This window comes from Corynebacterium pelargi (assembly GCF_014635485.1).
Classification (GTDB): Bacteria; Actinomycetota; Actinomycetes; order Mycobacteriales; family Mycobacteriaceae; genus Corynebacterium; species Corynebacterium pelargi.
This window is the reverse complement of record NZ_BMCX01000002.1, coordinates 379,955-403,036: the sequence shown is the minus strand read 5'-3', so window position 1 is coordinate 403,036 and position 23,082 is coordinate 379,955. Positions and strand designations below refer to the sequence as shown.

Sequence of the window (23,082 nt, the reverse complement as noted above, 5' to 3'; positions counted from 1 at the left end):
AGCGCCGAGGAGCTGGAAAGGCTCTTGGGCGCAGCTGACTCATGCATTTCTTGGATACCGGGCTGAGCAATCACCCTTCGTGGCCGTAACCCTACTGCCCTGCCCGCAACTGCCCCAGTAACCTCTGCGCATCTTCAGTGCGCAGATCCCTGATCTTTGCTCGCACCGGCCCATGCACTACCGAACACTCGAGGTTGCACACGCCGAGCTTATGCTGCACCGGACCGTGGCTTAACTCCAGGGCTTGAATATCAGCACGGTTGAGTAACACCCTTTGAGGCGCGATCCTTCCGAAACTCAGCACCACATGCTCTTGTTCTAGCTCGACTTGTTGTTGTTTCCAGTCGATTGGAGAGATCCACTTCGCCTGCTTTGGGCTTGAGCAAGTGGCACGGATATCCATGTCCCTACCGAAGATGCGCTGGAGCACTTCTTCTACCTCCTCACGAGTACCGACGGGCAACACCGTGGTGTTTTCGGTGTAGCCGGATACCGCAAGCGTGACTTCCCACCAGCCAAAGAAGCGCCAGAGCGGATACTGCTTGATCCGCGCGGCGTGCACACGGCGCAAAGGAATGTCACTGTGCGAGCGATTAGCCAAGCCGTAGGTGAGGTTGAGGGTGTTACTAAAGCGAAGTCGCATCTGCCAGGCCTGATCAAGGCGGCGGAACAACGGTGGCACCACACTAAAGGCAATGGCGATCAGACCAATGCTGGCCAGATCAAGGACCCAGAAAACAAGCAGAAGGATGAGCAAGCGCGGGGCTTGTTGCAAGCCGGCACCAAGCAGTGCTCGCGATACAGGGATACTGACATCCGCGTCACCGGCTTGCCCATCGTGGGCATGGCCTTGCACCTTCGCATCTTTATGCCCCAGCAGCTGAGCATCGGTATCTTCGGCAGCGCCTTCAATAGCATCTTCGCCAGCATGCCTTGCGTGGCTGAGGAGTTCTTTACGCAGTTCGTGGGCTTGGGCGGGCCTGAGGTATCGAATGGCAATAACGGAATCATCGCCGCCTGCGGTTTCGATGCGCAGCTCAGCCAATCCGAAGAGCCTTGGAAAAAATGGCTCTACGACATCCACAGCCTGGATATTTTCGCGTTGAGCACTGCGGGTGGTTTTGCTGAATACGCCGTGCTCGTAGGATATTTCTTCGCCGATACTAAAGCTGGTGGCGCGCCACCAGATCCCAGAAAGCACCCACGTTAGCGCCATCAAGCCTAGGAGGACCAGCAGCGCAATCCACCAGGTGCTCAAGTGATTGAGTATGAAGCTACGGAAATCTTCGCGCACCAGCAGCACCACCAACACTGCGATGCATGACTGCGCAATGCGCACCATCGGCGAGAGACGATGTACCCGCATTAGCTCAGCCTCTGAGAGAATCGTGCGCGCAGATGCTCGGCCTGTTCCAGTGGTACTCCCGGGATGGTCGAATCCACCACGGCAGCGGTGTGTACTTGCACCTCGGCGTAGCCGAGCTTGGTGGCGATCGGCCCGCGGGAAATATCGACGTATTGGATGCGGTTATAAGGAATCACTACCAGGGAGTGCCACATCCTGCCCTTGCTAATGACCAGCTCTCGCTCGTCTTCGCGCCAGCCAGTTGCACCTACTTGCACGGGGATCAGCCACGCCTGCCACCCGGCGTAAATCACCAGCGCAACCATGGCCAGCCAGAGCCACGGCGTCCACAGCAGCGCACCTGCGGCAATGGCAATCGCGAGCACCACCAAGACGATGCCGTAGGCGATGTATCTGCCTAGGATGAGTTTCCGCGATACTGGCTGATATTCCATATTGCCTATCAATAGCACAGGCGATGCATCTGGGCATTCTCGATGCCGCTACGGCGGCCTTTTCGCTGCTTGCTTCTATTCCACTTCCGGCCTTTTCCCTGCGCCTTTGCTTAGATACCGCCTCACCTAAAATCCCTCGACCCTCTGCTTAAGGCATGAGCAAGCGGCAGTGGCTCAAACTTATCCGCCACGATGCTGGCCACCCCGTTTTGGTTTTGCACGATGCCACGAACCATCACGGCTTTAGCGCTACGGGCCAATAAGGATCGCTCCCATAACCCCACTGAGACCACGATATTCATCAACCCTGTCTCATCTTCCATGCCTAAAAAGGTCACGCCTTGGGCGGTTTTGGGGCGCTGGCGGTGGGTGATCACCCCGGCGATGCGGATACGGGTGCCATCTTCTGGCGTAAGCAGGTCACAGGCCTTGAGCACACCTTGGGTATCCAACCATTCCCGCAGCATCTCAATGGGCTGTATCTCGCTCACCCCGGTTGAGGCGATATCGCTTGCCATCAGCTCAAAGGCCGTCATGCCAGGCAGCGATGGTGCCTCTACTGCCAGGCCTGGCAACATTCCAGCGTGTTCTACTGTTCCTGCCTGCCATAGGGCTTGGCGTCGAGAACCAAAACGCTCCAAGGCACCGGCCCTGGCGAGTGCCTCAATTTTGGCGCGCCCCAGATCTGCCCGGCGCGCTAGATCGCCTACATCCTGATAAGGGGCGTGCGCTACTACTGCGGCAGCGGCTTTTTCTCCAAGGCCTTTCACTAGGTTGAGCCCTAATCTGATTGCGCCTTGCTCGATGCTCGCTTCTACTTGGGAGCAGTTCACATCAATGGGCAGCGTTGCTACACCGTGGCGTTTGGCGTCGGCAAGCAAGGACTGCGGCGAGTAGAAGCCCATGGGTTGGGCGCGCAAGAGGCCAACGCAGAATTCTGCCGGGTAGTGATATTTAAACCACGCGGAGAAATAGACCAGGGAGGCAAAGGACTGCGAGTGGGATTCGGGGAAGCCATAGGCGGCAAAGGCCACGATCTTATTCCACAGCTTGTGGGCCACTTCGCCATCAATGCCGTTATTGGCCAGGCCTTGATAGAAGCGTTGCTTCATTGCCGCCATCTTCTTTGGCGAGCGCTTCGAGCCCATGGCGCGGCGCAGCTCATCGGCTTCGGCGCCGCTAAACCCTGCGGCATCCACCGCCATTTGCATGAGTTGTTCTTGAAACAGCGGGATGCCGAGGGTCTTTTCTAAAGCATTGCGCAAAATTGGGTGATCATATTCCACCGGCTCAAGCCCGTTGCGGCGGCGAATATATGGGTGCACCGAACCACCTTGGATAGGTCCTGGGCGAATAAGCGCAACTTCTACCACTAGATCGAAAAATTCCCGTGGCTTCAGCCTGGGCAGGGTGGCCATCTGGGCGCGCGATTCCACCTGGAACACTCCTACGGCATCCCCGCGCGAAAGCATGGCATAGATTTCTGCTTCGGCGAGGTCGAGCTCCCAAAGGTTGACGCGCCTACCGTGCTGTTCTTCTACCAGGTCGATCATGTGGTGTAGGGCTTCCAACATGCCAAGGCCAAGCAGATCAAACTTGACCAACCCGGCGGCAGCGCAGCTTTCTTTATCCCACTGCACCACCGAGCGACCTTCCATGCGCGCCCATTCCACCGGCACCACATTGGCAATGGGGCGATCGCAAATCACCATGCCACCTGAATGGATGCCGAGATGCCGTGGGTGCTCTAGAAATTGTTGCGCTAATGCGTCTACATCTTCTGGTACTGCTTGGAAGCCCTTGGCCCAACCATCGGCACTGCCTTGGGGGTAGCCCAAGGCGCGGGATGCATCGCGGAGTGCGCCACGGCGCCGGTAGGTAATGAGGTTGGCTACCTGCGCTGCATTATCTCTGCCATAGCGGCGGTAGACGTATTGGATCACTTCCTCACGCCGGGTGGATTCAATATCAATATCGATATCGGGTGGGCCGTCGCGTTCTGGGGATAAGAAGCGCTCAAATAACAGCCGGGCGGCGATCGGATCCACATTGGTAATGCCAAGAGCAAAACACACCACGGAATTCGCGGCACTGCCACGGCCTTGGCACAAAATATTGGAGCGGTGACAAAACTGCACAATGTCGTGCACGATGAGGAAGTAGCCGGGAAAGCCGAGTTGCTCAATAATGTTGAGCTCATGGTGGATCTGCGCCCACACCTTGGCCAGTGCTTCTTCATCACCGCGGTAGCGCGGCACATAGCGCTGCTGTACTCCCTCACACACCAGATGGCGTAGCCAACTCATCTCTGTATGCCCATCGGGTACGTCCCAGTGTGGCAGTGCTGGAATAAGCAGATCGAGGGCAAAGGCACATTCTTTGGCTACGTCATCGGTGGTGTGCAAGAGCGCTACTCCCCCAACCACACTGGCTGCCACCTGTGGCATGGCTTTCAGCCACGATCCTCCGGCGGGGTGGGTATGGGGGCGGTGTTGGGCAAGGGATGCTCGCTGGCGCAATCCTGCTTTTGCACCGGCAAGGCGTGCGTGTGCTGCATATGCTGCGGTAGGTGATCCGCTCACGATCCCGCGTATGCCATAGCGTTGGCATAGATCTGCAAGCACCTCGTGATCATCGCAGTCGGTGGGGCACATGGTGGATTCAAATAGGGCCAGCACATTGTGTGCGCCAAAGGCCTCCACTACTTCTGTTGCGCGCTCGTGCCAGGCAGCGGGCAATAATACATACCACTGCTTATTTGCTGCCTGCGCAAGTAATTCCAGGCTCGGGTACGCCACCTTGCCTTTTTCTCCGGTGCGCATGGCCGCTTGGGTAATGCTGAGGCTTAAACGGCGATACCCCTCTGGGCTTTTACACAGCACCGGCAACGGCGGCAGTGTGGGATCGATGCCGAGCTCTGCCCCGAAGACGGTCTGTATTCCAGCATCCGCAGCGGCAAGCGCAAATTCCATAGCGCCATAGAGCCCGTCTCTATCCATCAAGCACAGCGCGCTGAGCCCTAATGCTTGGGCGGCTTCTACATATTCCTCGGGGCTTGAAGCCCCTTCCAAAAAGGCAAAGGAGCTTTTGGCGTGAAGCTCAGCCCCGCCGCTGCCTGCTTGCACACCGCCCACTCGCACACCGCCGCCCGCTTGCACGCCACCGCTCGCTTGCCCACCGCTGCCTGTTTGCTCACCCGAACCTTCGACGGAGGTGAAAGCGCTGGTGCGTAGTCGCCTGCGATGCGATGCGGGCACGAGCACCTTTTCAAAGGTGCCGTTGAGCACGCTATTAATATCTGCCCAGTTCAGGCCTCCACCGCAGATACCAAGCGTCGGGTTATCGTCCATGCGTTCGATACTAAAACACAACCCCCAACAATGACGAACGGGTGTTCTAATGCGCTTTACCCACACCTTTTCGGGTACGCACTTTAGACCAAGCTGTACAGTTTTTGCTCAAACTGCTAACCTCATGCTTTGTCCAATAAGTAGACAACTCAGTACACAACAGAAAGTAAGAGCACATGAAGAAAATCCTCAGCGCAGCACTCGCCGCCACCTTCCTTGGCACCAGCCTGGTGGCCTGCTCCAGCGATAGCAACGAGGCCGGCGACACCATCAAGGTCGGCTCCACCGACTCATCCCAAAAGGCCTGGCAGGTATGGGAGGACAAGGCCAAAGAGGCCGGCATTAACCTTGAGGTAGTCAATTTCGCCGATTACTCCACTCCAAACCAGGCGCTTTCGCAGCACCAGATCGACGCCAACCAATTCCAGCACCTGAAGTTCCTGGCGGAATATAACGCCAATACCGGCGAGCATCTCGTACCAGTTGGATCAAGCGAAGTAGTGCCCCTGGCACTGTTTTGGAAAGACCACGACTCCCTCGATGGCATCGAGGGTGAAAACATTGCCATCCCCAATGACCCCACCAATCAAGCGCGCGCCCTGCACGTGCTAGCCGCGGCCGACCTGATCACGCTGAAAGATAAAGACCAGCTCAGCCCCACCCCCGCCGATGTTGATACCAAGGCCTCCAAGGTCACGCTCACCCCAGTGGATGCAGCCCAAACCCCGGCAGCCTATGGCGATGGCCAGCCGGCGATTATCAATAACAACTTCCTTGATCGCGCCGGCATCGACGCCAAGACGGCGATCTTCAAAGACGATCCCGCATCCCCCGAAGCCGAGCCCTATATCAACGTCTTGGTCACCACCGAAGATCGCGCCGATGATCCACAGCTTGCACAACTGGTAGAGATTTGGCACAGCCCCGAGGTGCAAGAAGCCCGCAAGGAAGACACCAAGGGCACCGCATATCCCATTCAGCGCAGCCAGGAAGATCTGAAGAAAATCCTGGACAAGCTGGAACAAGACGCCAAGCAACAATAGGGCTGTACGCCGCTCAAGCTGCGGCAGGGGACGTCGAAAAGCTAAGAATAGACTGAGCTGTACATTCGACGTTCCTGCTGCTAAATTTGTCAAACACCAAAGGGCAGTAGAAAGCTCTGTCTATACCCTGAGACGTTTAGGAAGCACACCATGAAAAAGCAACTCGCCGCCGTGTTCGCCTCCGCAATCGCCGCCACCGGTCTGGTGGCCTGCGGCAACGACGATAAGGCCGACGACTCCACCGTCACCATCGGCACCACCGACTCCGCCAAGAAGGCCTGGAGCGTGTGGGAGGACAAGGCCAAGGAAAACGGCATCAACCTGGAGATCGAGAACTTCTCCGACTACAACACCCCCAACCAGGCGCTGACCCAAAAGCAGATCGACGCCAACCTCTTCCAGCACCTCGACTTCCTTGCTACCTACAATGTGAAGTCCAATTCGGACCTGGCACCAGTTGGCTCCACCGAGGTCGTGCCGCTGGCACTGTTCTGGAAGGATCACGATTCCATCGACGGCATCGATGGCGAAGAAGTAGCCATCCCCAACGATCCCACCAACCAGGCCCGCGCCATCAACGTGCTCAAGAGCAAAGACCTGGTCAAGCTGAAAAAGGATGACGTAGCAAAGCCCACCCCGGCTGATGTGGATACCGAGAAGTCCAAGGTGAAGCTCACCCCCGTGGATGCGGCTCAGACCTCCACCGCCTACTTCGAGGGCAAGCCCGCCATCATCAACAACACCTTCCTTGATCGCGCCGGCATCGACCCGAAGACCGCCGTGCTCCAGGACGATCCTTCCGATCCTTCCACCGAGCCCTTCATCAACGTGCTCGTTACCACCAAGGACAACGTGGATAACGAAAACCTGAAGAAGCTCGTCGAGCTCTGGCACACCCCCGAGGTGCAGCAGGCTGTGGAAGAGGATTCCAAGGGCACCTCTGTTTCCGTGGACCGCTCCCAGGAAGACCTGCAAAAGATCCTTGATCGCCTCGAGGAGCAAAACAAGTAATGTCAGGCACCAAGGTTGAGTTCGAAGACGTATCCAAAGTCTTCGGCGGCACCATTACGGCGCTCGACAAGGTCACGCTTACCGTCGAACCCGGCGAGATCATCGGCGTGATCGGCTACTCCGGTGCCGGCAAATCCACGTTGGTGCGCATGATCAACGGTCTAGACAAGCCCACCAGCGGCGCGCTGCGCCTCGACGGCACCGATATCGTCGGGATGTCGGAAAAGCAGTTGCGCAAAGTGCGCCGCAATATCGGCATGATCTTCCAGCAATTCAACTTGCTCAACTCCAAAACGGTGGCGGGCAATGTGGAGTACCCACTCAAGCTGGCCGGCATGCCTTCTGCCGAGCGCAAAGCGCGCGTGCAGGAACTGCTCGACTTCGTAGGCTTAGGCGATCGCGGAAAGCACTACCCCGAGCAGCTTTCCGGTGGACAAAAGCAGCGCGTGGGCATCGCCCGCGCACTGGCTACCGACCCAGCACTGCTGCTTGCCGACGAAGCCACCTCCGCCCTGGACCCAGAAACCACCGAAGAAGTCTTGGCTCTGCTGCGCCGAGTCAATCGTGAACTTGGCATCACCATCGTGGTCATTACCCACGAGATGGACGTGGTGCGTTCTATTGCCGACAAAGTCGCGGTGATGGAACAGGGCAAAGTGGTGGAATACGGCTCTGTTTATGAGGTGTTTTCCAATCCACGCACCGGTGTGGCACAGCGCTTTGTGGCGACCTCTTTGCGCAACACCCCCGATGAGTTTGAGGCAGAAGACTTGCTCTTCCACGAAGGGCGGCTGTTTACCATCACCTTGTCGGAGGAATCCGGCTTCTTTAGTGCCGCGGCTGCTGCCAAAGATAACGGCGCCATCATTCACATCGTCCATGGCGGCATCACCACCTTGCAAAAGCATTCCTTTGGCAAGGTCACGGTGCGCCTGGTTGGCCCCGAAGACGTAGTAGAGCAGTTCTACCAGGCCTTGAGGCGTACCACGAACATTGAGGAGATCACCCGATGAGCACCACCACCTTCGGCGCATTGAACTCCGCAATCAGCTCGAGTACCGATGCAGCCAATACTGCAATCCTCGCAGCCGACTGGGACCGTCTCGGCCCCACCTTCGGCGAGGCCATCGTCGATACCTTGGTCATGGTCTCTGTGACCTTAGTGGTAGGCGGCATCTTAGGTCTTGCCATCGGCGTGCTGCTCTACACCACCCGCGCGGGCGGCATTTTGCAGAACAAGGCCTTTTATACCCTGCTGAATGTCTTGGTGAACTTCGTTCGCCCCATCCCCTTCATCATCATGATCACCGCCTTTGGTCCTTTGACCTTGGCGGTGGTGGGAACCACGATTGGGCGCGAAGCCGCAATGTTTATCATGTCCATCGCCGCTACCTTCGGCGTGGCCCGCATTGTGGAACAAAACCTCGTGGCCATTGACCCCGGCGTGATCGAGGCTGCCCGTTCCATGGGCGCAAGCCCCTGGCAGATCATCACCACCGTCATCATCCCCGAGGCCCTCGGCCCGCTGGTATTGGGTTATACCTTCATCTTTATCGCCATCGTGGACATGTCGGCCATGGCCGGCTACATCGGCGGCGGCGGTTTGGGTGACTTCGCCATCGTCTACGGTTATCGCGCCTACGACTGGGAAGTAACCTATGTGGCTACCTTCGTCATCATCTTGATCGTCCAGGTCGCCCAGCTTTTCGGCAACTGGCTTTCCAAGAAGATCATGCGCCGCTAACCCAACACGTAGAAAGCCCAAGGCTTCATTGCCTTGGGCCTTTTTGCTTTTCGACGTCTCCGCGCGCCCCTACCCCGCTGCCACAGGCTCGATCTGCGTTGCCACCCAGGCCTTGCCTTGTTTGGGGGCATCGCCACAAGAAGACACCACGCCTTCAACCTCGATGCGCTCAAGGCGCACCTCCCACTGTCTGCCGTCGCGGTGACGCACCCTCGTTCCAGCAGTGCTCAACGCATCCATGGCTATCTGCTCTCCTGCTTCTTGAAGGGCATCTACCACCGCTAACTCCACTACTTGTTCCTGGGCATCTAAGGTGGTGCGGCCACGATTGCCTGGATAAAAGAGCAAGCCCTTGCAGGCATAGCGGTAAAGCTCGGCTGCGGCTTCGTTATTTAAGCGCCCAAAGGAAAAGCCCCAAGGGTAGAGCAGCATGGCTGGGGCAAAACGGTGCCCCTTGGCATGAGAGCACTCCCAGATATGCCCATCGGGGAAGCGCTGCTGCAAATCGGCAACGATCGGCCGGCCTTTCAGCGCGCAACACTGATCGCGCTTGGCGTGGGTACAGGTCAGTAGTACTGGCGCATCCAAGGTGGTGGCGCCGTGTTCTACATTGCGGCCCGGGCCGGAGAAATCCAGGTTTGGCACCATCGCCTCGGGGATTTCGAGGTGTTCGACAATATTGTGCTCTGCAAACACCAGGTAGACGTTGCGCAGGCGCTTCGGCTTGCGCCCCGCGCGGCCTGGTTTGCGGATCAGGGTGAAACCGGGGATGTCTCGGAAGCATTCGGTGTGCGCGAGCGTACCGCCGTCGAGGATGTCTCGACTCCAGGGGCCGTGATGTTCCATCAGCACGAATGTCGTTCCGGTTCTGGCTGTGCCAGGTAAGGGTTCTGGTTGAACGTCGGAGCACCAGGTAGTCATAGATGCCCAGCATAGTCACCTCAATCCCGGATTGTTTAGGACACCCTTGGTTGCCTGTCGTCTCGATTCGATAACATTCACGCGAATTTCCCGATGCTTTGCTGCAGTTTCGGTTAGCGTGGGGATATGAAAAAAATCGCATCGCTTATTACCGTTATTGGCTTGACCGTCGGCCTTGCCGCCTGCGATGACGACGACCCAAAGCTCAACCCCTTAAGCTCTGAAACCTCCACCACCACCAAGAAGGTCACCTCCACGGCTACGGTGTCGCCTTCCAATACTGCGGATCGCCAGAAACTGCGCGAGGAGGCAGAAAAAGAAGAGGCGGGCATCGCCCCCTTGGGTGATGCTTCAGTAGCTGCCAAGGAGCAGCGTCCACAAAGCATTGGCGCTGTGGTGACCAATGTTCGTGTTGGGCACCACGATGGTTTTGATCGCATCGTATTCGATATCGAGGGCTCTGATGCACCCGGTTGGTATGCGGATTACACCGATACTCCGGCGCAGATGGGTTCCGGGCATGCCTTGGAGTACAAGGGCAAGGTTGCCTTGATTATCAATATCGACGGTGTGAGCTACCCCTTTGAAACCACCATCGAATCTGCTGACTTAAGCAAGATCAAGGGTGCCGGGCACATTACCGAGGTGCGTGAGCACGGCATCTATGAAGGCCGCGAGATGTTCGTCGCTGGCCTTGATAGCCGCCGCCCCTACTCGATCCAGCTTCTGCAAAACCCCACTCGCGTTGTGGTGGACATTGTAGATAACTAGGTATAGCTCGCCTCGACTCTCCATTGGCCTGCCCATACCAATAGCCACGCGTGTGGGCCTTCGGCCACAATTTGTAGGCGAGCACAGGGGTGCCCGCCTACCCACCATTGATCATCCACCGGCCAAGGGCCTGCCCACCCAGTGATGCGATAGCGCTTTTGGCCCCACTGAAACCCAGCCGGTGGCGCACTTAAGGCAGCCTCTACCACGCGAATGGGCTGGCCTTGGGCATCAACAAGCTGCGCCCTGGCGCTGGGGTGGCCGATGCTTGCCGGCAGTGGCCCTGGAATGGCGCCCGCAAAAGCAGCTTGGGCCTCTTGGGATTCCCCGAAGGGCACGAACTGCACGCGATCTTCTACACCCCTGCCACCACTGCTGACCGGTTGGAGCACGGCATCTGTACCCAACGTGGACTGCACTCGTGCAAGCACCTGCTGGCGAGCATGATCCGATGTATGCCCCCAAAGCCCATAGTGTTCTGGGGGTGCGCACTCAATTGGGGTTAATAACAATGTGTCAATCCCACCAGCAGCATCGTCTACCTGCGCACGCTGTATCCACGCATCAAGCTGCCACCGGATCCTCTCTGCTGTGGCGCGCTCACTTAAAGGTTCGCGTGTACGCCAGATGCGCTCACATGCCTGCTGGCCTATGAAGGCAGTAATTTTTAATCGCATGCACACAAGCCCTTGGGCTTTGAGTTGTTGATGCAACTGCGCTGCTAATTCACGGCCAGCAAAGGCGGCTTCATGCACGCGAGTCAAAGGGGTCTCGGGCGTAATGCTCACGCTCAGGTCAGCCTGCTGTATCGCAGGAGCAACCAGGCGAGTATCCCGTGCTGCCGCCACTTCATGGCAACGCCGGCCTGCGGCACCAAAGCGGGTGATCATCGCGCGCACACCGAGATCATCAATGGCCCCAAGGGTGCATACCCCAAGCGCATTGAGCGTGCGCACCACTTCTGCCTCGCACCCCAAGGCGGGCTCTAATAAGCGGCTAATGGGCTGCTCGCGCAAGAAGTCCCGGGAACCACCCGGTGGCACAATGTCTTGAGTGCGCGCGGCAATCACGGCGGTGGAAATATCGTCGGCAATGCCGATGAAGCTATCCATATGTTCGCGCGCGGAGGCGTCGATAAGCTTTTCTGCCGCCTTAGCTTCACCGCCATGAAAACGTCCCGCTGCCTCTGCATTAACCAAGGCTAAGCCGGGGCGCAGAATCTCGATGCTTGAGGCCACCTGATCCAGCGATTCCGCAATGCCTGCAAAGGTGGCCGCGTCTCGCTGCTCATCGGCGTCCACCACAATGGCATTGGCAATCGCCTGGGCTTCGCGTGTGCGCATACCGCGGCGCACCCCCTGGGCCCTGGCGGCAGCATTACACACGCTAATGCGATGCTTGGCATTGATCATCACCGGCGCACCGGCAGGGACAAGCCCTCGCATCATCGCTGCCTGCACAGGCCAATCAGGGCACCACAGCGCCAAGACCCTCATGAGTCCACCACATGCAGTGTGCGTGGCTGCCCAATGCTCATCGTGGCGCGAGCATGAAAGGCTTTGGCCTGGCCAGTAATTTCTAGATCCACCGCCTTAATGCGCCCCTGGCCTTCACCAATACCGCGAAAGCCTCGCACCTGGGCCTCCAACCTGGCACGCGGGGAAGCCACCTGCATGCCCACCAGCACCAATGCACCAACACCTTTGCGCAGGCGCGCCAAAAGCGGGCGAGCGCGCACGGGTGACAAGGTCATGGGCGCGCCGCGATAGATCACCACATCGATGCCTTCAACCAACACCCCGAGCGTAGAGAGGGGATCTTCACCGGGATCGGGGATCGCCACCACACAGGTGCTATCTCCACCAGATTCGGCGATGCCCGCCAGGCTTAATTCTGGCCACCCCACCACCGCAACGAAGGTGCCCTGGGCGCTTAATTGCGCAATGAGTTCTGCCACAAAGGCTGGGGTGGGGCTACATTCATATACGCATCGCCTGAGCAATCCCCCATCGGGCAGTACTTGGGCGATGGGGCGAGAAACCTCAATGAACTGCGACGATGATGGTTTTTGGGCATCCGGCTCCAGGGGTGCGGGCAGATCTGGGCTGGCGTTGCTCATCGCTGCAACCTTGTTGCGCAACACCGCGATGCGCTCATGGCGGCTGAGCGCAGAGAGGTTTTCTACGCCTTCCACATCCACCATGTTTCGAACACCCGTTTGCTGCATGCGCCCATGCTAAACAGCCGAACAAATGTGCGTCAAGCAGACACAAGATGCAGCCCCCACACGACGATCCCAGCCCAAGTGCTAGCGTTTGCTGCATGAACGCCTACTCCACCATGCGCTCGCACACCACCCCGATCCCCACCCCACCGATCGTTCGCGTAGGCAGCTCCGCACTCATCGGCCTTGGTGTTGCACTGCTCACCACCGGCCTTGACCGCGGCATCCAGGTATTCGGCATGCTCATCTGCATCGCAGCAGGCATCATGCTCATCTTCTCTCACCCCTACCGCCGCAAAATCAAAGCCTTCCTCGAAAACCGCAACCTGCACTACACGCCAAAGTTCACGCAAATCCTTCCGCTGTTTTTGGTGTGGTTAGCCCTGATGCTGGCGCCCCTTGTTGCCCCACTGCCCCTCATTGGCAGCATCGCCTGCGCCGTGGTGGTCTTTGGCTGGATGTACCTGGTATTTCCGCATATCGACGGCAGCCGTGCACTGGCGTTTGTAGATACCCATCCACAAAAGCGCTAAGCAGCACCAAGCAATACCTGGCGTTTCCCTCTCTCTTTTCTAAGTAGGTGATGTTCTTCCCATGCCCTCACATGCCCACGAGCCGTATATCGTGCCACTCGATGGCAGCCCCGCTGTGGGCACCAAAAGCGTGGAGGAGTACTACGAAACCGTCAGCAAACCACACCGCTGGATTCCGCTGCGTTCCTGGAAGCTGATTGCAAAGCGCCTCTATGTGGAGGTATTTAACCGCAGCCTCATGGATCGCGGTGCGCTGCTGAGCTTTTATACCCTCTTTACCGGCATCCCCACCCTCTTGGGGTTTTATGCCATCGCGTCTTTGGTGCTGGCGCAAAATAGCTCAAGGGTGCGCGAGCTCAGCGAGGACTTCATTAGCGAAAACATCCCCACCAACTACGAAAACGAAGCCCACAAGGTGATCGACATCGTCTTGGGCAATACCCAACAATCAGTGATCACCCTGATCGTCTCGGTGGCCATCGCCCTATTTTCCTCTTCTGCCTATGTTCGCGCTTTCTCGCGCAGCGCCAACGCCCTCTATGGCCGCCACGAAGGCCGCGGCCTGATTAAAACCTGGCTCACCATGTGGGCACTGACCATCGCGATCGTCACCGGACTCGCACTCATTTTGGTGGCCTTTTTCCTTGAAGAAGATATCCTGCGCCCCATCCTGGACACCGTGGCCAGGCCCCTTCACCTCGACGCGGTAGCAGATTTCTTTTTAGTCACCTTCCTGCCTGTGTGGAAATACCTCCGCTGGCCTGCCATTATCGCCCTATCCATCGCGCTGATCGCCGTGCTCTACACCGTGGCCCCTAATGTGCGATACAAGAAAATGCGCTGGCTTACGGTAGGTTCCACGCTCTCACTGGTGGCCATCACCTTGGTGGGCCTGGGGGTGCGCCTATACGTAAATAACTTCCTCCACATCGGCATGTACGGGGCGCTCGGCGGGCTCATCGGCGGCTTCTTTGGGCTTTTGCTTTCCAACACCATTTTGCTGCTCGGCCTCAAACTCGATGCAGAAATCACCCGCGTGCGCGAGCTTGAAGCAGGCCTTGACTCTGAATCGCTCATCCTGGCACCACCGCGATCTTCTCAAGGCGCCGAAGGCAACAATGAAATTGATGCCCGGCTGCGCGAACAGGCCGCCAACTTTAAGCAAGCACCCTGATTTAGTGGCTCACCCCAGCACCACCTGGGTGCGCATGAAAACGCTCCAAAGATTCACGCACATGGCCTTGCATGGCAAAGCTGATGCGCCGAACGAGATCATGGGGATCATCAGCCATGCCGGTGGCCAGCCAATGCACGATATGGCCCCACACCGCCACGGTGTAGTGCTCAATAACGAAGGCGCGGTCTGCCGCCTCCAACACAATTGCTGGGGGCTGGGCGAGGAGTTCATCTACCACTGCCGTCATCATCTGCCTTAACACGGCGTGAAAGAAGCGCTCGGTGCGCGACCACGGCAAGGAATCGATCACGGCCATCGCCTGTTCTGCGTGCTCGCGCATGTACACCATCAAATGCTCAAGACCACCCGCCCACTCGCTATAGCTGGCGTGGGCAAGAATATGATCGGCTACTTCCCGGGCGAAGACCCACGCAGCGGCATCAAAAATGTCGTTGAAGTGATAGTAGAAGGTCTGGCGATTAATCACCGCGACACGGCAGAGCTCGGCAACGGAGATTTTGCGCAGCGGTTTATCAATCAAAAGCTGCTTGAGGGCACGCGCGACCGCAAGTTGTGCATCGGTTGCCTCGTACGTGGCCATGCTTTGTAGCTTAAGGCACGAAGCAGGCGGCGAAGGTGTGACTCGAACACTAGACACTTCAAGCAAGGTGTCTAAAGACAAAACACTAGCCAAACAATAGCCTTGAAAGTGTAAGAACAACGGCATACAGCAGGGTGAAACTCCACCCGGCAACGTGCCAGACATGAATGAAGCTGCGACGGCTAGAAGCGCTTGGAATGTGGGGCGTATAGGGCGTCGAAAAGCTTCCCAAGCGCAAAGGAGAAGGACGTGTTCCTCTTCGATTCGATCCCCTGGTACGCCTGGCTCGCATGGTTTGTGGTGCTTGGCGCACTCATCGGGCTCAATGAACTCACCCGACGCTACCGCGCCGCCGCCTGGGCATTCTATATTGCCCTGCCCATCATCCTCACCATCTTTGTATGGCCACACACCGCAGGCGCAGGATCTTCCACCGGCACCTGGTTCCACTGGGTCAAGGTCTACTCAGCACTCGCCGGCGTTCTAGGCTTCATGCTGCTGCGCTACCACAAGAAGATCCGCGATATGCGCTGGGCATTGGTCTTCCCAGCAGCCATCTTGGCCATGAATATCCTTGAGGCTTGTATCCGCGACTTCCAAGTTGGTGCCATGAACGCCGATGGCGTGGTTGATGGCGTGTACATGGTCTCCGGCTCCTGGAACTGGATGAATGGCGTTGCAGGCCTGCTGAACTTGCTCACCATCTGCGGCTGGGCAGGCATCATGATCTCGCGCAAGCCAAGCCAAGACATGGTCTGGCCCGACATGATGTGGTTCTGGATCATCGCCTATGACCTGTGGAACTTCGCCTATGTGTACAACTGCGTTGGCGACCACGCCTTCTACGCCGGCGCTGCACTCCTGATCTCCTGCACCATCCCCGCCTTCTTCATCTGCAAGGGCGCATGGCTCCAGCACCGCGCCAACACCCTGGCACTGTGGATGATGTTCACGATGGCAGTCCCCAGCTTCGTCACCGACTCCCGCTTCGCCGTGGAAGCATCGCACCGCCCAGAAGCCCTCTTCATCGTCTCCTTCATCGCCCTGCTCGCCAATGTCGCCGTCGCCGTGTGGCAGATCCGCACCATCCGTCGCCGTCACCTCAACCCGCTGCGCGATGAGCTTTACGACGACACCGCCTACTACCACGAGATCTACCAAGCACACGTTGCAACCGGTAGCTCCCCAGAGGCCGAAGAAACCCTCCGCGGTACCGCAAAGGCCCACTAGGAAACACCACCACAGCATCCGCCCGCGATGGGCGGATGCTGTTTTTTGTGTGCCTAATCAAGCTCGCGTTCGCGTGCCCAGCGGCTGAGCGCATGGCGGTTAGATTGCTGCGTTTTACGCAAAATATTTGAGGCATGCGTTTCCACAGTCTTAATGGAAATAAACAGCTCAGCGGCGATCTCTTTGTAGGTATAGCCGCGAGCAAGCAAACGCAGCACTTCTAATTCCCGGCGGGTAAGCGCATCAGCAACCGGATCATCTACCACCACGCCGCGCTCCACCGCCGCGTCGCGTTCGGGCGCATCCACCACTCCTGCGCCCACCGGGTCTGGCTTGGCAAAAGCATCAAGCACAAAACCCGCAAGACGCGGCGAAAACACCGCATCATTATCGGCTACCCTACGCACCGCCTGGATGAGCTCATCGCCGCTGATTGTTTTGGTGACGTAGCCGCGCGCCCCGGCGCGAATCACCTCAATCACATCCTCGGCGGCATCGGAGACACTCAGTGCCAAAAACTTTGGGGGCTGTGCGGCGCTTTGTTCCAAAACCTCGCGCAGCACACGCACTCCCCCACCATCGGGCATGTGCACATCGAGTAAGACCACATCGGGGTTGGTGTGCGCAATGCCCTCGATTGCCTCGGTGGTGCTGCCGGCCTCACCGACGATGTGCAGCGCATTGCCAATTTCAGCGCGCACACCGGTACGAAACACCTGGTGATCATCAACTAAAAACACCTTGATCTCATTCACTGCGCTACCTCCTGATCCATTGCCACGCGAATCTCTACCTCTGTGCCCTGCTCTGAGCGGATCATGGCCTGCCCGCCGGCACGCTCAATGCGCGCCATGATGGAATCGTGGATCCCGTGGCGGCTGGGGTCAATCACATCGGGATCAAAGCCCGTGCCGCGATCGCGCACGAAGATCTGCAGCTCACCAAAGATCAACTCCGCATACACATCGCAGTGCTGCTCACCGGAGTGCTTCGCGGCATTGACCATGGCCTCGCGGGCGGCAGCCACCGCCTCAGCAGCGGTGCTATTCATTGGACCATCCTCGCCCACCAGTACCGGGGTGATGGTGATGCCGAACGTATCTTCAACCTCCGCGCAGGCACGTTCAATGGCAGCAAACACCGAGGCCTCCTGCCTGGGGGCAAAAAGCCACTGGCGCAATTCTCGCTCCTGGCGCCTTGCTAATTGTTGCACCTCGGGCTCGGAAGAACGCTTTTGTATCAGCGCAAGGGTCTGCAGCACCGAATCATGGAGCTGATTGGCAATCTGCACGCGCTGGGCCTCAACCGCACTTGCCTCACGCTCGGCGGTGAGCTTATCTAAAAACCCGCGGGCAAAGGGCAAGGCCAATGCCCCGGCACCGAGCAAGGTCACCAGCACCGAGCTCAAGGCCGCGAAGAAATACGGGCCCTGCCACAGCCGCAGCGAAGTGATAACGCCAATGCACACCAAGACCACGCCGAAGACGCTGAGCAGCACCTTAAGGCTCGACTGCCGTGCCGAGGCACCCCAGACCACCACGGCACCAACCAGGATCACCACCACTGGCAGCGCTAAGGCGATACCGAAACCAAAGCCGGCACCAACCGTGCAGCCGAGGATGGCCAGTGCAACCAAAAGCCATTGGGCAGGCTGCACCCGCGACTGGGGAGCAGCATTCTCCTCATGCTGTTCCAGCGGCGAGAGCACCCAGAGCGCGATGTACAGCACCAGGCCAAGACCGGTGGCAAAGCAGGCAGCAGCAAAAAACACTCGCACTGCCACAGCAGGCACACCGAGATGTTCGGCGAGGCCTCCTGCGACGCCGCCGAGCATGCGGTCGCGGGAGCGTCGAAAAGCTGGGTAGGTGATCATGCTTGTCATTCTGACACCCCGAGGATCTCAGGGGTATCAGGGAATACCCTGAACTTTGGAAAATCAGGGCGAACCCCGATGCGCACGACCCCTGCTTGGCAGAATGATCAACAGCATGAGTACCAATACTTTTTCTCAGATGCTGGGCACCCGGCCCGCCCGCCTTCCCCGCGCAATGGATGATTCCAACGCCAAAATCGCCGGCGTATGCGAAGGCATCGGCTTTCGCTTCCAAATCGACCCACTGCTGCTTCGGGTGGTCTTTGTTGGCCTCTCCTTCACCGGCATCGGCCCGCTGCTCTACCTCAGCCTGTGGTGGCTCATGCCGCGCTACCCACTGGAAACTTCACCAGGCCAATCACTGCTGCAGTACCCCGACGCGGCGAAAGAGCGCGCATCCGGGCTTCGCGCCGGCGGCTGGATCGGCCTCATCGTACTGGGAATCGGGTGGGCGATGTTCATGCTCATGATGGCGGCGTTCGCACTCACCGCCGTTGTGGCCACCGGCGTACTGTGGTGGCTGCTGTACCTGCGGCACCCCGAACAGCCCGCAGGCCTGGAACTTCAAGCCAGGCACGAGGCAGCCATTCCCCCACACCGCAAGCGCTGGCCTTGGGTCACAGCCGTGTGCGTGCTCTTGGTTGGTGCAGGTGTAGCCACAGCAGTGGCACAGTCATCACTGTTTCGCAGCCACTATGAATACGTCGATCAGGCCAGCGCCTTGGAATCGGAATACACCAGTGACTTCGGCAGCATGAACCTTGACCTGCAGGATCTGCAACCACTGAAGAAGTCTCAGACCGTAGTAGTGCAATCCCGCTACGGCAATGCCGGGGTGATTTTGCCGAACAAGACCAACTACACACTCGAATGCCTCGACGGCGATACCCCGCAGTGCCAAAGCAGCACCCACGAAGGCAAAGGCGCATTATTGAAGATCAAAGTGGGCTCAGGGACCTTCGGGCACTCCTGGGTGGAATAGCCGCGAGCTTGGGCGGCGGGCCTGGCTGGGCTTTGCGACGAGCCTGTGCCCCACAAACACCTCACCCCCACGCCTTGGTTCAGGCCTGGGGGTGTTGTGGCTGGGTATAGCTGTGGGAATTACTCCCACTCAATGGTTCCCGGGGGCTTGGAGGTGCAGTCGAGCACCACGCGGTTTACATCGGGAACTTCATTGGTAATGCGGGTGGAGATCTTCTCCAGCACCTCATAGGGCAGGCGCGTCCAGTCGGCGGTCATGGCATCTTCGGAAGACACCGGGCGCAGCACGATGGGGTGGCCATAGGTGCGGCCATCGCCTTGCACGCCCACGGAGCGAACATCGGCCAGCAGCACCACGGGGCACTGCCAGATCTCGGAATCAAGCCCAGCGTTGGTCAGTTCTGTGCGAGCAATCAAGTCAGCAGCGCGCAGGGTTTCAAGGCGTTCTTCGGTGACTTCACCGATGATGCGAATACCCAAACCAGGTCCGGGGAAGGGCTGGCGAGCCACGATCTCCTCGGGCAGGCCAAGCTCGCGGCCTACGGCTCGCACTTCATCCTTAAAGAGCAGACGCAGTGGCTCTACCAGCTTGAATTCCACATCGTCTGGCAAACCGCCCACGTTGTGGTGGCTCTTAATGTTGGCGGTGCCGCTGCCGCCACCGGATTCCACCACATCCGGGTACAAGGTGCCCTGCACCAGGAAGTCCACGGTGGAGCCTTCAGGTGCTGATTCCAGAACACCGGCTACGGCACGCTCGAAGGAACGAATGAACTCCGCACCAATGGCCTTGCGCTTGGCCTCCGGTTCGCTCACACCAGCAAGCTTGGCCAGGAAGGCCTCGCGCTCATCAACGGTGACGAGGTTGGCGCCGGTAGCGGCCACGAAGTCCTGCTGCACTTGTTCGCGCTCACCGGCGCGAAGCAGACCGTGATCGACGAAGACACAGGTCAGGCGATCACCGATGGCGCGCTGCACGATCGCAGCGGCAACGGCGGAATCCACGCCACCGGAAAGCCCACAAATGGCACGCCCTTCTGGGCCTACCTGCTCGCGTACTGCCTGGACGAGTTCCTCGGCAATATTGGCGGCAGTCCAGTTCTGCTCAAGGCCGGCGACCTCGGTGAGGAAGCGGGTAAGCACCTCTTGGCCATGAGGAGAGTGCAGCACCTCGGGGTGGTACTGCACGCCTGCCATGCGCTTTTCTAGGTTTTCAAAGGCGGCAACCGGCGCGCCTTCGGTGCTGGCGGTGACCTCAAAGCCTGCGGGTGCTTCAGATACGGCGTCACCGTGGCTCATCCACACCTTGTGCTCTTCTTCGAAGCCTTGGTGCAGCACACCGCCGGCTACCTGCATATCGGTGCGGCCGTATTCGCGGTTGCCGGTATTGGCTACGGTGCCGCCAAGGGCATGCGTCATGGCTTGGAAGCCATAACAGATGCCGAACACGGGCACACCGAGTTCGAGGATCTCGGGGTCTAAGGAGGGGGCGCCATCGGCGTACACCGAGCTGGGGCCGCCTGATAGCACCAGCGCTGCCGGGTGCTTGGCGCGGATCTCCTCAGCGGACATCGTGTGCGGCACAACCTCCGAGTAAAGGTTGGCCTCGCGCACACGACGCGCGATGAGCTGTGCGTACTGGGCGCCGAAATCGACGACCAGCACCGGATCATGGTGTTGTGGGGTCTGCTCTGTCACGTCTGTGAGTCTAACGCAGCACCCCGGATTGGCCGGAACTGCGTCCCGCATAATCTCACATCACTGTTGTGCAGAATCACCCCGCGCCGATGCCTGCGCCCAGCAAGCCAGAATTTAAACTAATTTTCGTTGAACTATGTGTGAACATTTTTGATTCCGAGAAGAAGCGATGACTATGGCCAAAACCAAAACAATTCTTGCCATCACCGCCTGCCCTACAGGTATTGCTCATACCTATATGGCTGCCGAAAACCTCAGCCAGGCCGCCGAGGAGCTCGGCTATGAGCTCAAAGTGGAAACGCACGGCTCCGTGGGGGTAGAGAACCCCTTCAGCCAGGCCGATATAGACGCAGCCGACGCCATCGTGGTGGCAGCCGATAAACAAATCGACCTCTCCCGCTTCCAGGGCATCCCCGCGGTTGTCACCGGCGTAAACGAAGGCATCCGCAACCCCAAGGGTTTGCTCGAACGCACCGCCAACGCCACCCCGCTGGCAGGCGATAAGCCCAACGGCACCGCTGCCACTGCCACCGGCACCCAAAGCAGCAGCACGGGAGCCAACCTCGTGTACAAGGCGTTGATGAATGGCGTCTCCCACATGATCCCCTTCGTGGTGGCCGGTGGTTTGCTCATCGCCATCGCCTTGTCCATTGGCGGTGAACCCACCCAAGAAGGGCTCGTGATCCCCGAAGGCTCCTTCTGGGCCACCATCTCTGCAGTAGGCGCCTTGGCCTTCACCTTGATGGTGCCGATCCTTTCTGGCTATATCGCCATGGCAATCGCCGATCGCCCAGGCCTGGCACCCGGCATGATCACCGGCTACATCGCCATTTCCGGGGAGCTCTACCACTCAGAGGCAGGCGCAGGCTTCCTCGGCGGCATCATCACCGGTTTCGCCTCCGGCTACCTGGCACTGGCGCTGAAGAAAATCCCAGTGCACCGCTATGTGCAGCCGATCATGCCCATCATTATCATCCCCGTGGTCACCACCTTGTTGGTGGCACTGGCATTTATTTACATCATCGGTGCACCGGTTGCCGGGGTCTTTGAATTCCTCACCACCTGGCTTGCCGGGATGCAAGGCAGCAGCGTGATCCTTCTTGGCGCCATCCTTGGTGCCATGGCCGGTTTTGATATGGGTGGTCCGGTAAACAAGACGGCCTTCCTCTTCTCCGGCGGCCTGATCGCCTCAGGCAATGCTTTCCCCATGGGCATGATGGCTGCTGCGATTGCCACTCCGCCACTGGGCATGGGGCTTGCTACGTTGCTTCGCCGCAGTTGGTTTAGCAAACAAGAGGCAGAATCGGGCATCGCTGCACTCTTCATGGGCTTTTTCGGCATCACCGAAGGCGCCATTCCTTTCGCCGCCGCCCGCCCGCTGCAGATTATCCCCGCGAATGTGATCGGCGGTGCCGTCGCCGGTGGCGTAGCCGGTGCCTTCGCAGTGCAAGACCACGTCATGCACGGCGGGCCGATCGTTGCAGTGTTGGGTGCGGTGGATAATGTGGCCGGTTTCTTCATCGCCATCGCAGTAGGCACCGTAGTCACTGCCGCCGTGGCCCTCGGGCTCATGTCGCTGCAACGCCGCTCTACCCCCAATCAGCCAAGCACCGAAGCAGCACCTGCAGTCGCGCCACAACAACCCGCCCAGGAGGGCATTGCAGATTTGCTTGCCGACGACGCCGTCGTCCTCGATACCCTGGCCGCCAGCAAAGAAGACATCATTCATTTGCTAGCAGAGCACGCCATGGTGGCCGATAAAGTGCACGATGTTGGAGGTGCCGTGGCAGCAGCCTTGGTGCGCGAAGCGAAGTTCTCTACCGCCGTGGGCAATGGCATCGCCATCCCGCACCTGAAAGATGATGCGGTGAGCACACCGTTTATCGCCTTCGCCCGCGTGATTGAAGGCCTCGAATGGGATGCACCCGATAATCAGCCCGTGCACCTGGTGTTCTTGTTGGGTGTGCCGGCATCGAATACCGGCAACCAGCACTTAAAGATTTTGGCGCAGCTTTCTCGTGCGCTGATGAAGCCTCCGGTGCGCGAGGCCTTGCTGCAAGCCAAAACCCCGCAGGAGGTTCGTGCCGCGGTTGAGCAGACCCAGCCTGCTGGCTAATTGCCGCTT

20 protein-coding genes are annotated in these 23,082 nt (G+C 58.7%); 10 read left to right on the top strand and 10 right to left on the bottom strand.

Annotated features, from left to right (window positions below; all coding sequences use genetic code 11):
* Positions 1-91: 91 nt before the first annotated feature.
* From IEU99_RS05640 to IEU99_RS05630, 3 genes are all read right to left on the bottom strand, one after another.
* Positions 92-1,366, bottom strand: coding sequence for a PH domain-containing protein (locus IEU99_RS05640; RefSeq protein WP_128890380.1), 1,275 nt, complete (start codon positions 1,364-1,366; stop codon positions 92-94).
* On the bottom strand, positions 1,366-1,800 hold the full coding sequence (locus IEU99_RS05635; protein WP_128890381.1) for a PH domain-containing protein: 435 nt from the start codon (positions 1,798-1,800) through the stop codon (positions 1,366-1,368). The genes IEU99_RS05640 and IEU99_RS05635 overlap by 1 nt, the downstream gene beginning before the upstream one ends.
* Positions 1,801-1,922: 122 nt before the next feature.
* A complete protein-coding gene (locus IEU99_RS05630; protein WP_128890382.1) occupies positions 1,923-5,150 on the bottom strand; it encodes an error-prone DNA polymerase in 3,228 nt (1,075 codons plus the stop codon).
* Positions 5,151-5,326: 176 nt separating this feature from the next.
* Here IEU99_RS05630 and IEU99_RS05625 point away from each other — a divergent pair, with 176 nt between their 5' ends.
* From IEU99_RS05625 to IEU99_RS05610, 4 genes are all read left to right on the top strand, one after another.
* Positions 5,327-6,193, top strand: coding sequence for a MetQ/NlpA family ABC transporter substrate-binding protein (locus IEU99_RS05625; RefSeq protein WP_128890383.1), 867 nt, complete (start codon positions 5,327-5,329; stop codon positions 6,191-6,193).
* A gap of 150 nt (positions 6,194-6,343) precedes the next feature.
* On the top strand, positions 6,344-7,204 hold the full coding sequence (locus IEU99_RS05620; RefSeq protein ID WP_128890384.1) for a MetQ/NlpA family ABC transporter substrate-binding protein: 861 nt from the start codon (positions 6,344-6,346) through the stop codon (positions 7,202-7,204).
* A complete protein-coding gene (locus IEU99_RS05615) occupies positions 7,204-8,217 on the top strand; it encodes a methionine ABC transporter ATP-binding protein (RefSeq protein WP_128890385.1) in 1,014 nt (337 codons plus the stop codon). The genes IEU99_RS05620 and IEU99_RS05615 overlap by 1 nt, the downstream gene beginning before the upstream one ends.
* Complete coding sequence (locus IEU99_RS05610; protein ID WP_128890386.1) at positions 8,214-8,948, top strand: methionine ABC transporter permease; 735 nt, start codon at positions 8,214-8,216, stop codon at positions 8,946-8,948. Before IEU99_RS05615 ends, IEU99_RS05610 begins: the two co-directional genes overlap by 4 nt.
* Positions 8,949-9,017: 69 nt before the next feature.
* Here IEU99_RS05610 and IEU99_RS05605 read toward each other — a convergent pair whose 3' ends face one another.
* Entirely contained in the window at positions 9,018-9,869 is an 852-nt protein-coding gene (locus IEU99_RS05605; protein ID WP_128890387.1) for a sucrase ferredoxin, read from the bottom strand.
* A 126-nt stretch (positions 9,870-9,995) separates the two neighbouring features.
* Between IEU99_RS05605 and IEU99_RS05600 the strand changes: the two genes are divergently transcribed.
* Positions 9,996-10,640, top strand: a complete 645-nt coding sequence (locus tag IEU99_RS05600) for an AMIN-like domain-containing (lipo)protein (protein WP_128890388.1) — start codon at positions 9,996-9,998, stop codon at positions 10,638-10,640.
* Here the strand turns inward: IEU99_RS05600 and IEU99_RS05595 are convergent.
* Positions 10,637-12,136, bottom strand: a complete 1,500-nt coding sequence (locus IEU99_RS05595) for a Y-family DNA polymerase (protein WP_128890389.1) — start codon at positions 12,134-12,136, stop codon at positions 10,637-10,639. The genes IEU99_RS05600 and IEU99_RS05595 overlap by 4 nt on opposite strands.
* The gene (gene imuA' / locus IEU99_RS05590; protein ID WP_128890390.1) at positions 12,133-12,867 is read right to left on the bottom strand and encodes a DnaE2-dependent mutagenesis accessory factor ImuA'; all 735 of its coding nucleotides are present in this window, start codon (positions 12,865-12,867) and stop codon (positions 12,133-12,135) included. The genes IEU99_RS05595 and imuA' overlap by 4 nt, the downstream gene beginning before the upstream one ends.
* A gap of 95 nt (positions 12,868-12,962) precedes the next feature.
* On the opposite strand from imuA', the gene IEU99_RS05585 reads away from it, so the two are divergent.
* Together IEU99_RS05585 and IEU99_RS05580 are read left to right on the top strand one after the other, a co-directional pair.
* Positions 12,963-13,397, top strand: coding sequence for a hypothetical protein (locus IEU99_RS05585; RefSeq protein ID WP_128890391.1), 435 nt, complete (start codon positions 12,963-12,965; stop codon positions 13,395-13,397).
* Positions 13,398-13,458: 61 nt separating this feature from the next.
* Complete coding sequence (locus tag IEU99_RS05580; protein ID WP_128890392.1) at positions 13,459-14,571, top strand: YihY/virulence factor BrkB family protein; 1,113 nt, start codon at positions 13,459-13,461, stop codon at positions 14,569-14,571.
* Between the two features lies 1 nt (position 14,572).
* Here IEU99_RS05580 and IEU99_RS05575 read toward each other — a convergent pair whose 3' ends face one another.
* Entirely contained in the window at positions 14,573-15,175 is a 603-nt protein-coding gene (locus tag IEU99_RS05575) for a TetR/AcrR family transcriptional regulator C-terminal domain-containing protein (RefSeq protein WP_128890393.1), read from the bottom strand.
* Positions 15,176-15,424: 249 nt separating this feature from the next.
* Here IEU99_RS05575 and IEU99_RS05570 point away from each other — a divergent pair, with 249 nt between their 5' ends.
* Positions 15,425-16,405 (top strand): DUF5692 family protein, encoded by a 981-nt coding sequence (locus IEU99_RS05570; protein WP_128890394.1) that lies wholly within the window; start codon positions 15,425-15,427, stop codon positions 16,403-16,405.
* 53 nt (positions 16,406-16,458) lie between these two features.
* Here IEU99_RS05570 and IEU99_RS05565 read toward each other — a convergent pair whose 3' ends face one another.
* The gene (locus IEU99_RS05565; RefSeq protein WP_128890873.1) at positions 16,459-17,151 is read right to left on the bottom strand and encodes a response regulator; all 693 of its coding nucleotides are present in this window, start codon (positions 17,149-17,151) and stop codon (positions 16,459-16,461) included.
* A gap of 5 nt (positions 17,152-17,156) precedes the next feature.
* Positions 17,157-18,278, bottom strand: coding sequence for an ATP-binding protein (locus IEU99_RS05560; protein ID WP_164931184.1), 1,122 nt, complete (start codon positions 18,276-18,278; stop codon positions 17,157-17,159).
* Positions 18,279-18,393: 115 nt separating this feature from the next.
* On the opposite strand from IEU99_RS05560, the gene IEU99_RS05555 reads away from it, so the two are divergent.
* Positions 18,394-19,260, top strand: a complete 867-nt coding sequence (locus IEU99_RS05555) for a PspC domain-containing protein (RefSeq protein WP_164931185.1) — start codon at positions 18,394-18,396, stop codon at positions 19,258-19,260.
* A 119-nt stretch (positions 19,261-19,379) separates the two neighbouring features.
* On the opposite strand, the gene guaA is transcribed toward IEU99_RS05555, so the two are convergent.
* Positions 19,380-20,957 (bottom strand): glutamine-hydrolyzing GMP synthase, encoded by a 1,578-nt coding sequence (gene guaA / locus IEU99_RS05550; protein WP_128890397.1) that lies wholly within the window; start codon positions 20,955-20,957, stop codon positions 19,380-19,382.
* Between the two features lie 169 nt (positions 20,958-21,126).
* Between guaA and IEU99_RS05545 the strand changes: the two genes are divergently transcribed.
* A complete protein-coding gene (locus IEU99_RS05545) occupies positions 21,127-23,073 on the top strand; it encodes a fructose-specific PTS transporter subunit EIIC (protein ID WP_128890398.1) in 1,947 nt (648 codons plus the stop codon).
* Positions 23,074-23,082 lie beyond the last annotated feature (9 nt).

Excerpts from the sequence above, each read along its gene's own strand:
- IEU99_RS05640 (WP_128890380.1), bottom strand. The coding sequence starts at position 1,366 with ATGCGGGTACATCGTCTCTCGCCGATGGTGCGCATTGCGCAGTCATGC.
- IEU99_RS05635 (WP_128890381.1), bottom strand. The coding sequence starts at position 1,800 with ATGGAATATCAGCCAGTATCGCGGAAACTCATCCTAGGCAGATACATC.
- IEU99_RS05630 (WP_128890382.1), bottom strand. The coding sequence starts at position 5,150 with ATGGACGATAACCCGACGCTTGGTATCTGCGGTGGAGGCCTGAACTGG.
- IEU99_RS05625 (WP_128890383.1), top strand. The coding sequence starts at position 5,327 with ATGAAGAAAATCCTCAGCGCAGCACTCGCCGCCACCTTCCTTGGCACC.
- IEU99_RS05620 (WP_128890384.1), top strand. The coding sequence starts at position 6,344 with ATGAAAAAGCAACTCGCCGCCGTGTTCGCCTCCGCAATCGCCGCCACC.
- IEU99_RS05615 (WP_128890385.1), top strand. The coding sequence starts at position 7,204 with ATGTCAGGCACCAAGGTTGAGTTCGAAGACGTATCCAAAGTCTTCGGC.
- IEU99_RS05610 (WP_128890386.1), top strand. The coding sequence starts at position 8,214 with ATGAGCACCACCACCTTCGGCGCATTGAACTCCGCAATCAGCTCGAGT.
- IEU99_RS05605 (WP_128890387.1), bottom strand. The coding sequence starts at position 9,869 with ATGACTACCTGGTGCTCCGACGTTCAACCAGAACCCTTACCTGGCACA.
- IEU99_RS05600 (WP_128890388.1), top strand. The coding sequence starts at position 9,996 with ATGAAAAAAATCGCATCGCTTATTACCGTTATTGGCTTGACCGTCGGC.
- IEU99_RS05595 (WP_128890389.1), bottom strand. The coding sequence starts at position 12,136 with ATGAGGGTCTTGGCGCTGTGGTGCCCTGATTGGCCTGTGCAGGCAGCG.
- imuA' (WP_128890390.1), bottom strand. The coding sequence starts at position 12,867 with ATGCAGCAAACGGGTGTTCGAAACATGGTGGATGTGGAAGGCGTAGAA.
- IEU99_RS05585 (WP_128890391.1), top strand. The coding sequence starts at position 12,963 with ATGAACGCCTACTCCACCATGCGCTCGCACACCACCCCGATCCCCACC.
- IEU99_RS05580 (WP_128890392.1), top strand. The coding sequence starts at position 13,459 with ATGCCCTCACATGCCCACGAGCCGTATATCGTGCCACTCGATGGCAGC.
- IEU99_RS05575 (WP_128890393.1), bottom strand. The coding sequence starts at position 15,175 with ATGGCCACGTACGAGGCAACCGATGCACAACTTGCGGTCGCGCGTGCC.
- IEU99_RS05560 (WP_164931184.1), bottom strand. The coding sequence starts at position 18,278 with ATGATCACCTACCCAGCTTTTCGACGCTCCCGCGACCGCATGCTCGGC.
- IEU99_RS05555 (WP_164931185.1), top strand. The coding sequence starts at position 18,394 with ATGAGTACCAATACTTTTTCTCAGATGCTGGGCACCCGGCCCGCCCGC.
- IEU99_RS05545 (WP_128890398.1), top strand. The coding sequence starts at position 21,127 with ATGACTATGGCCAAAACCAAAACAATTCTTGCCATCACCGCCTGCCCT.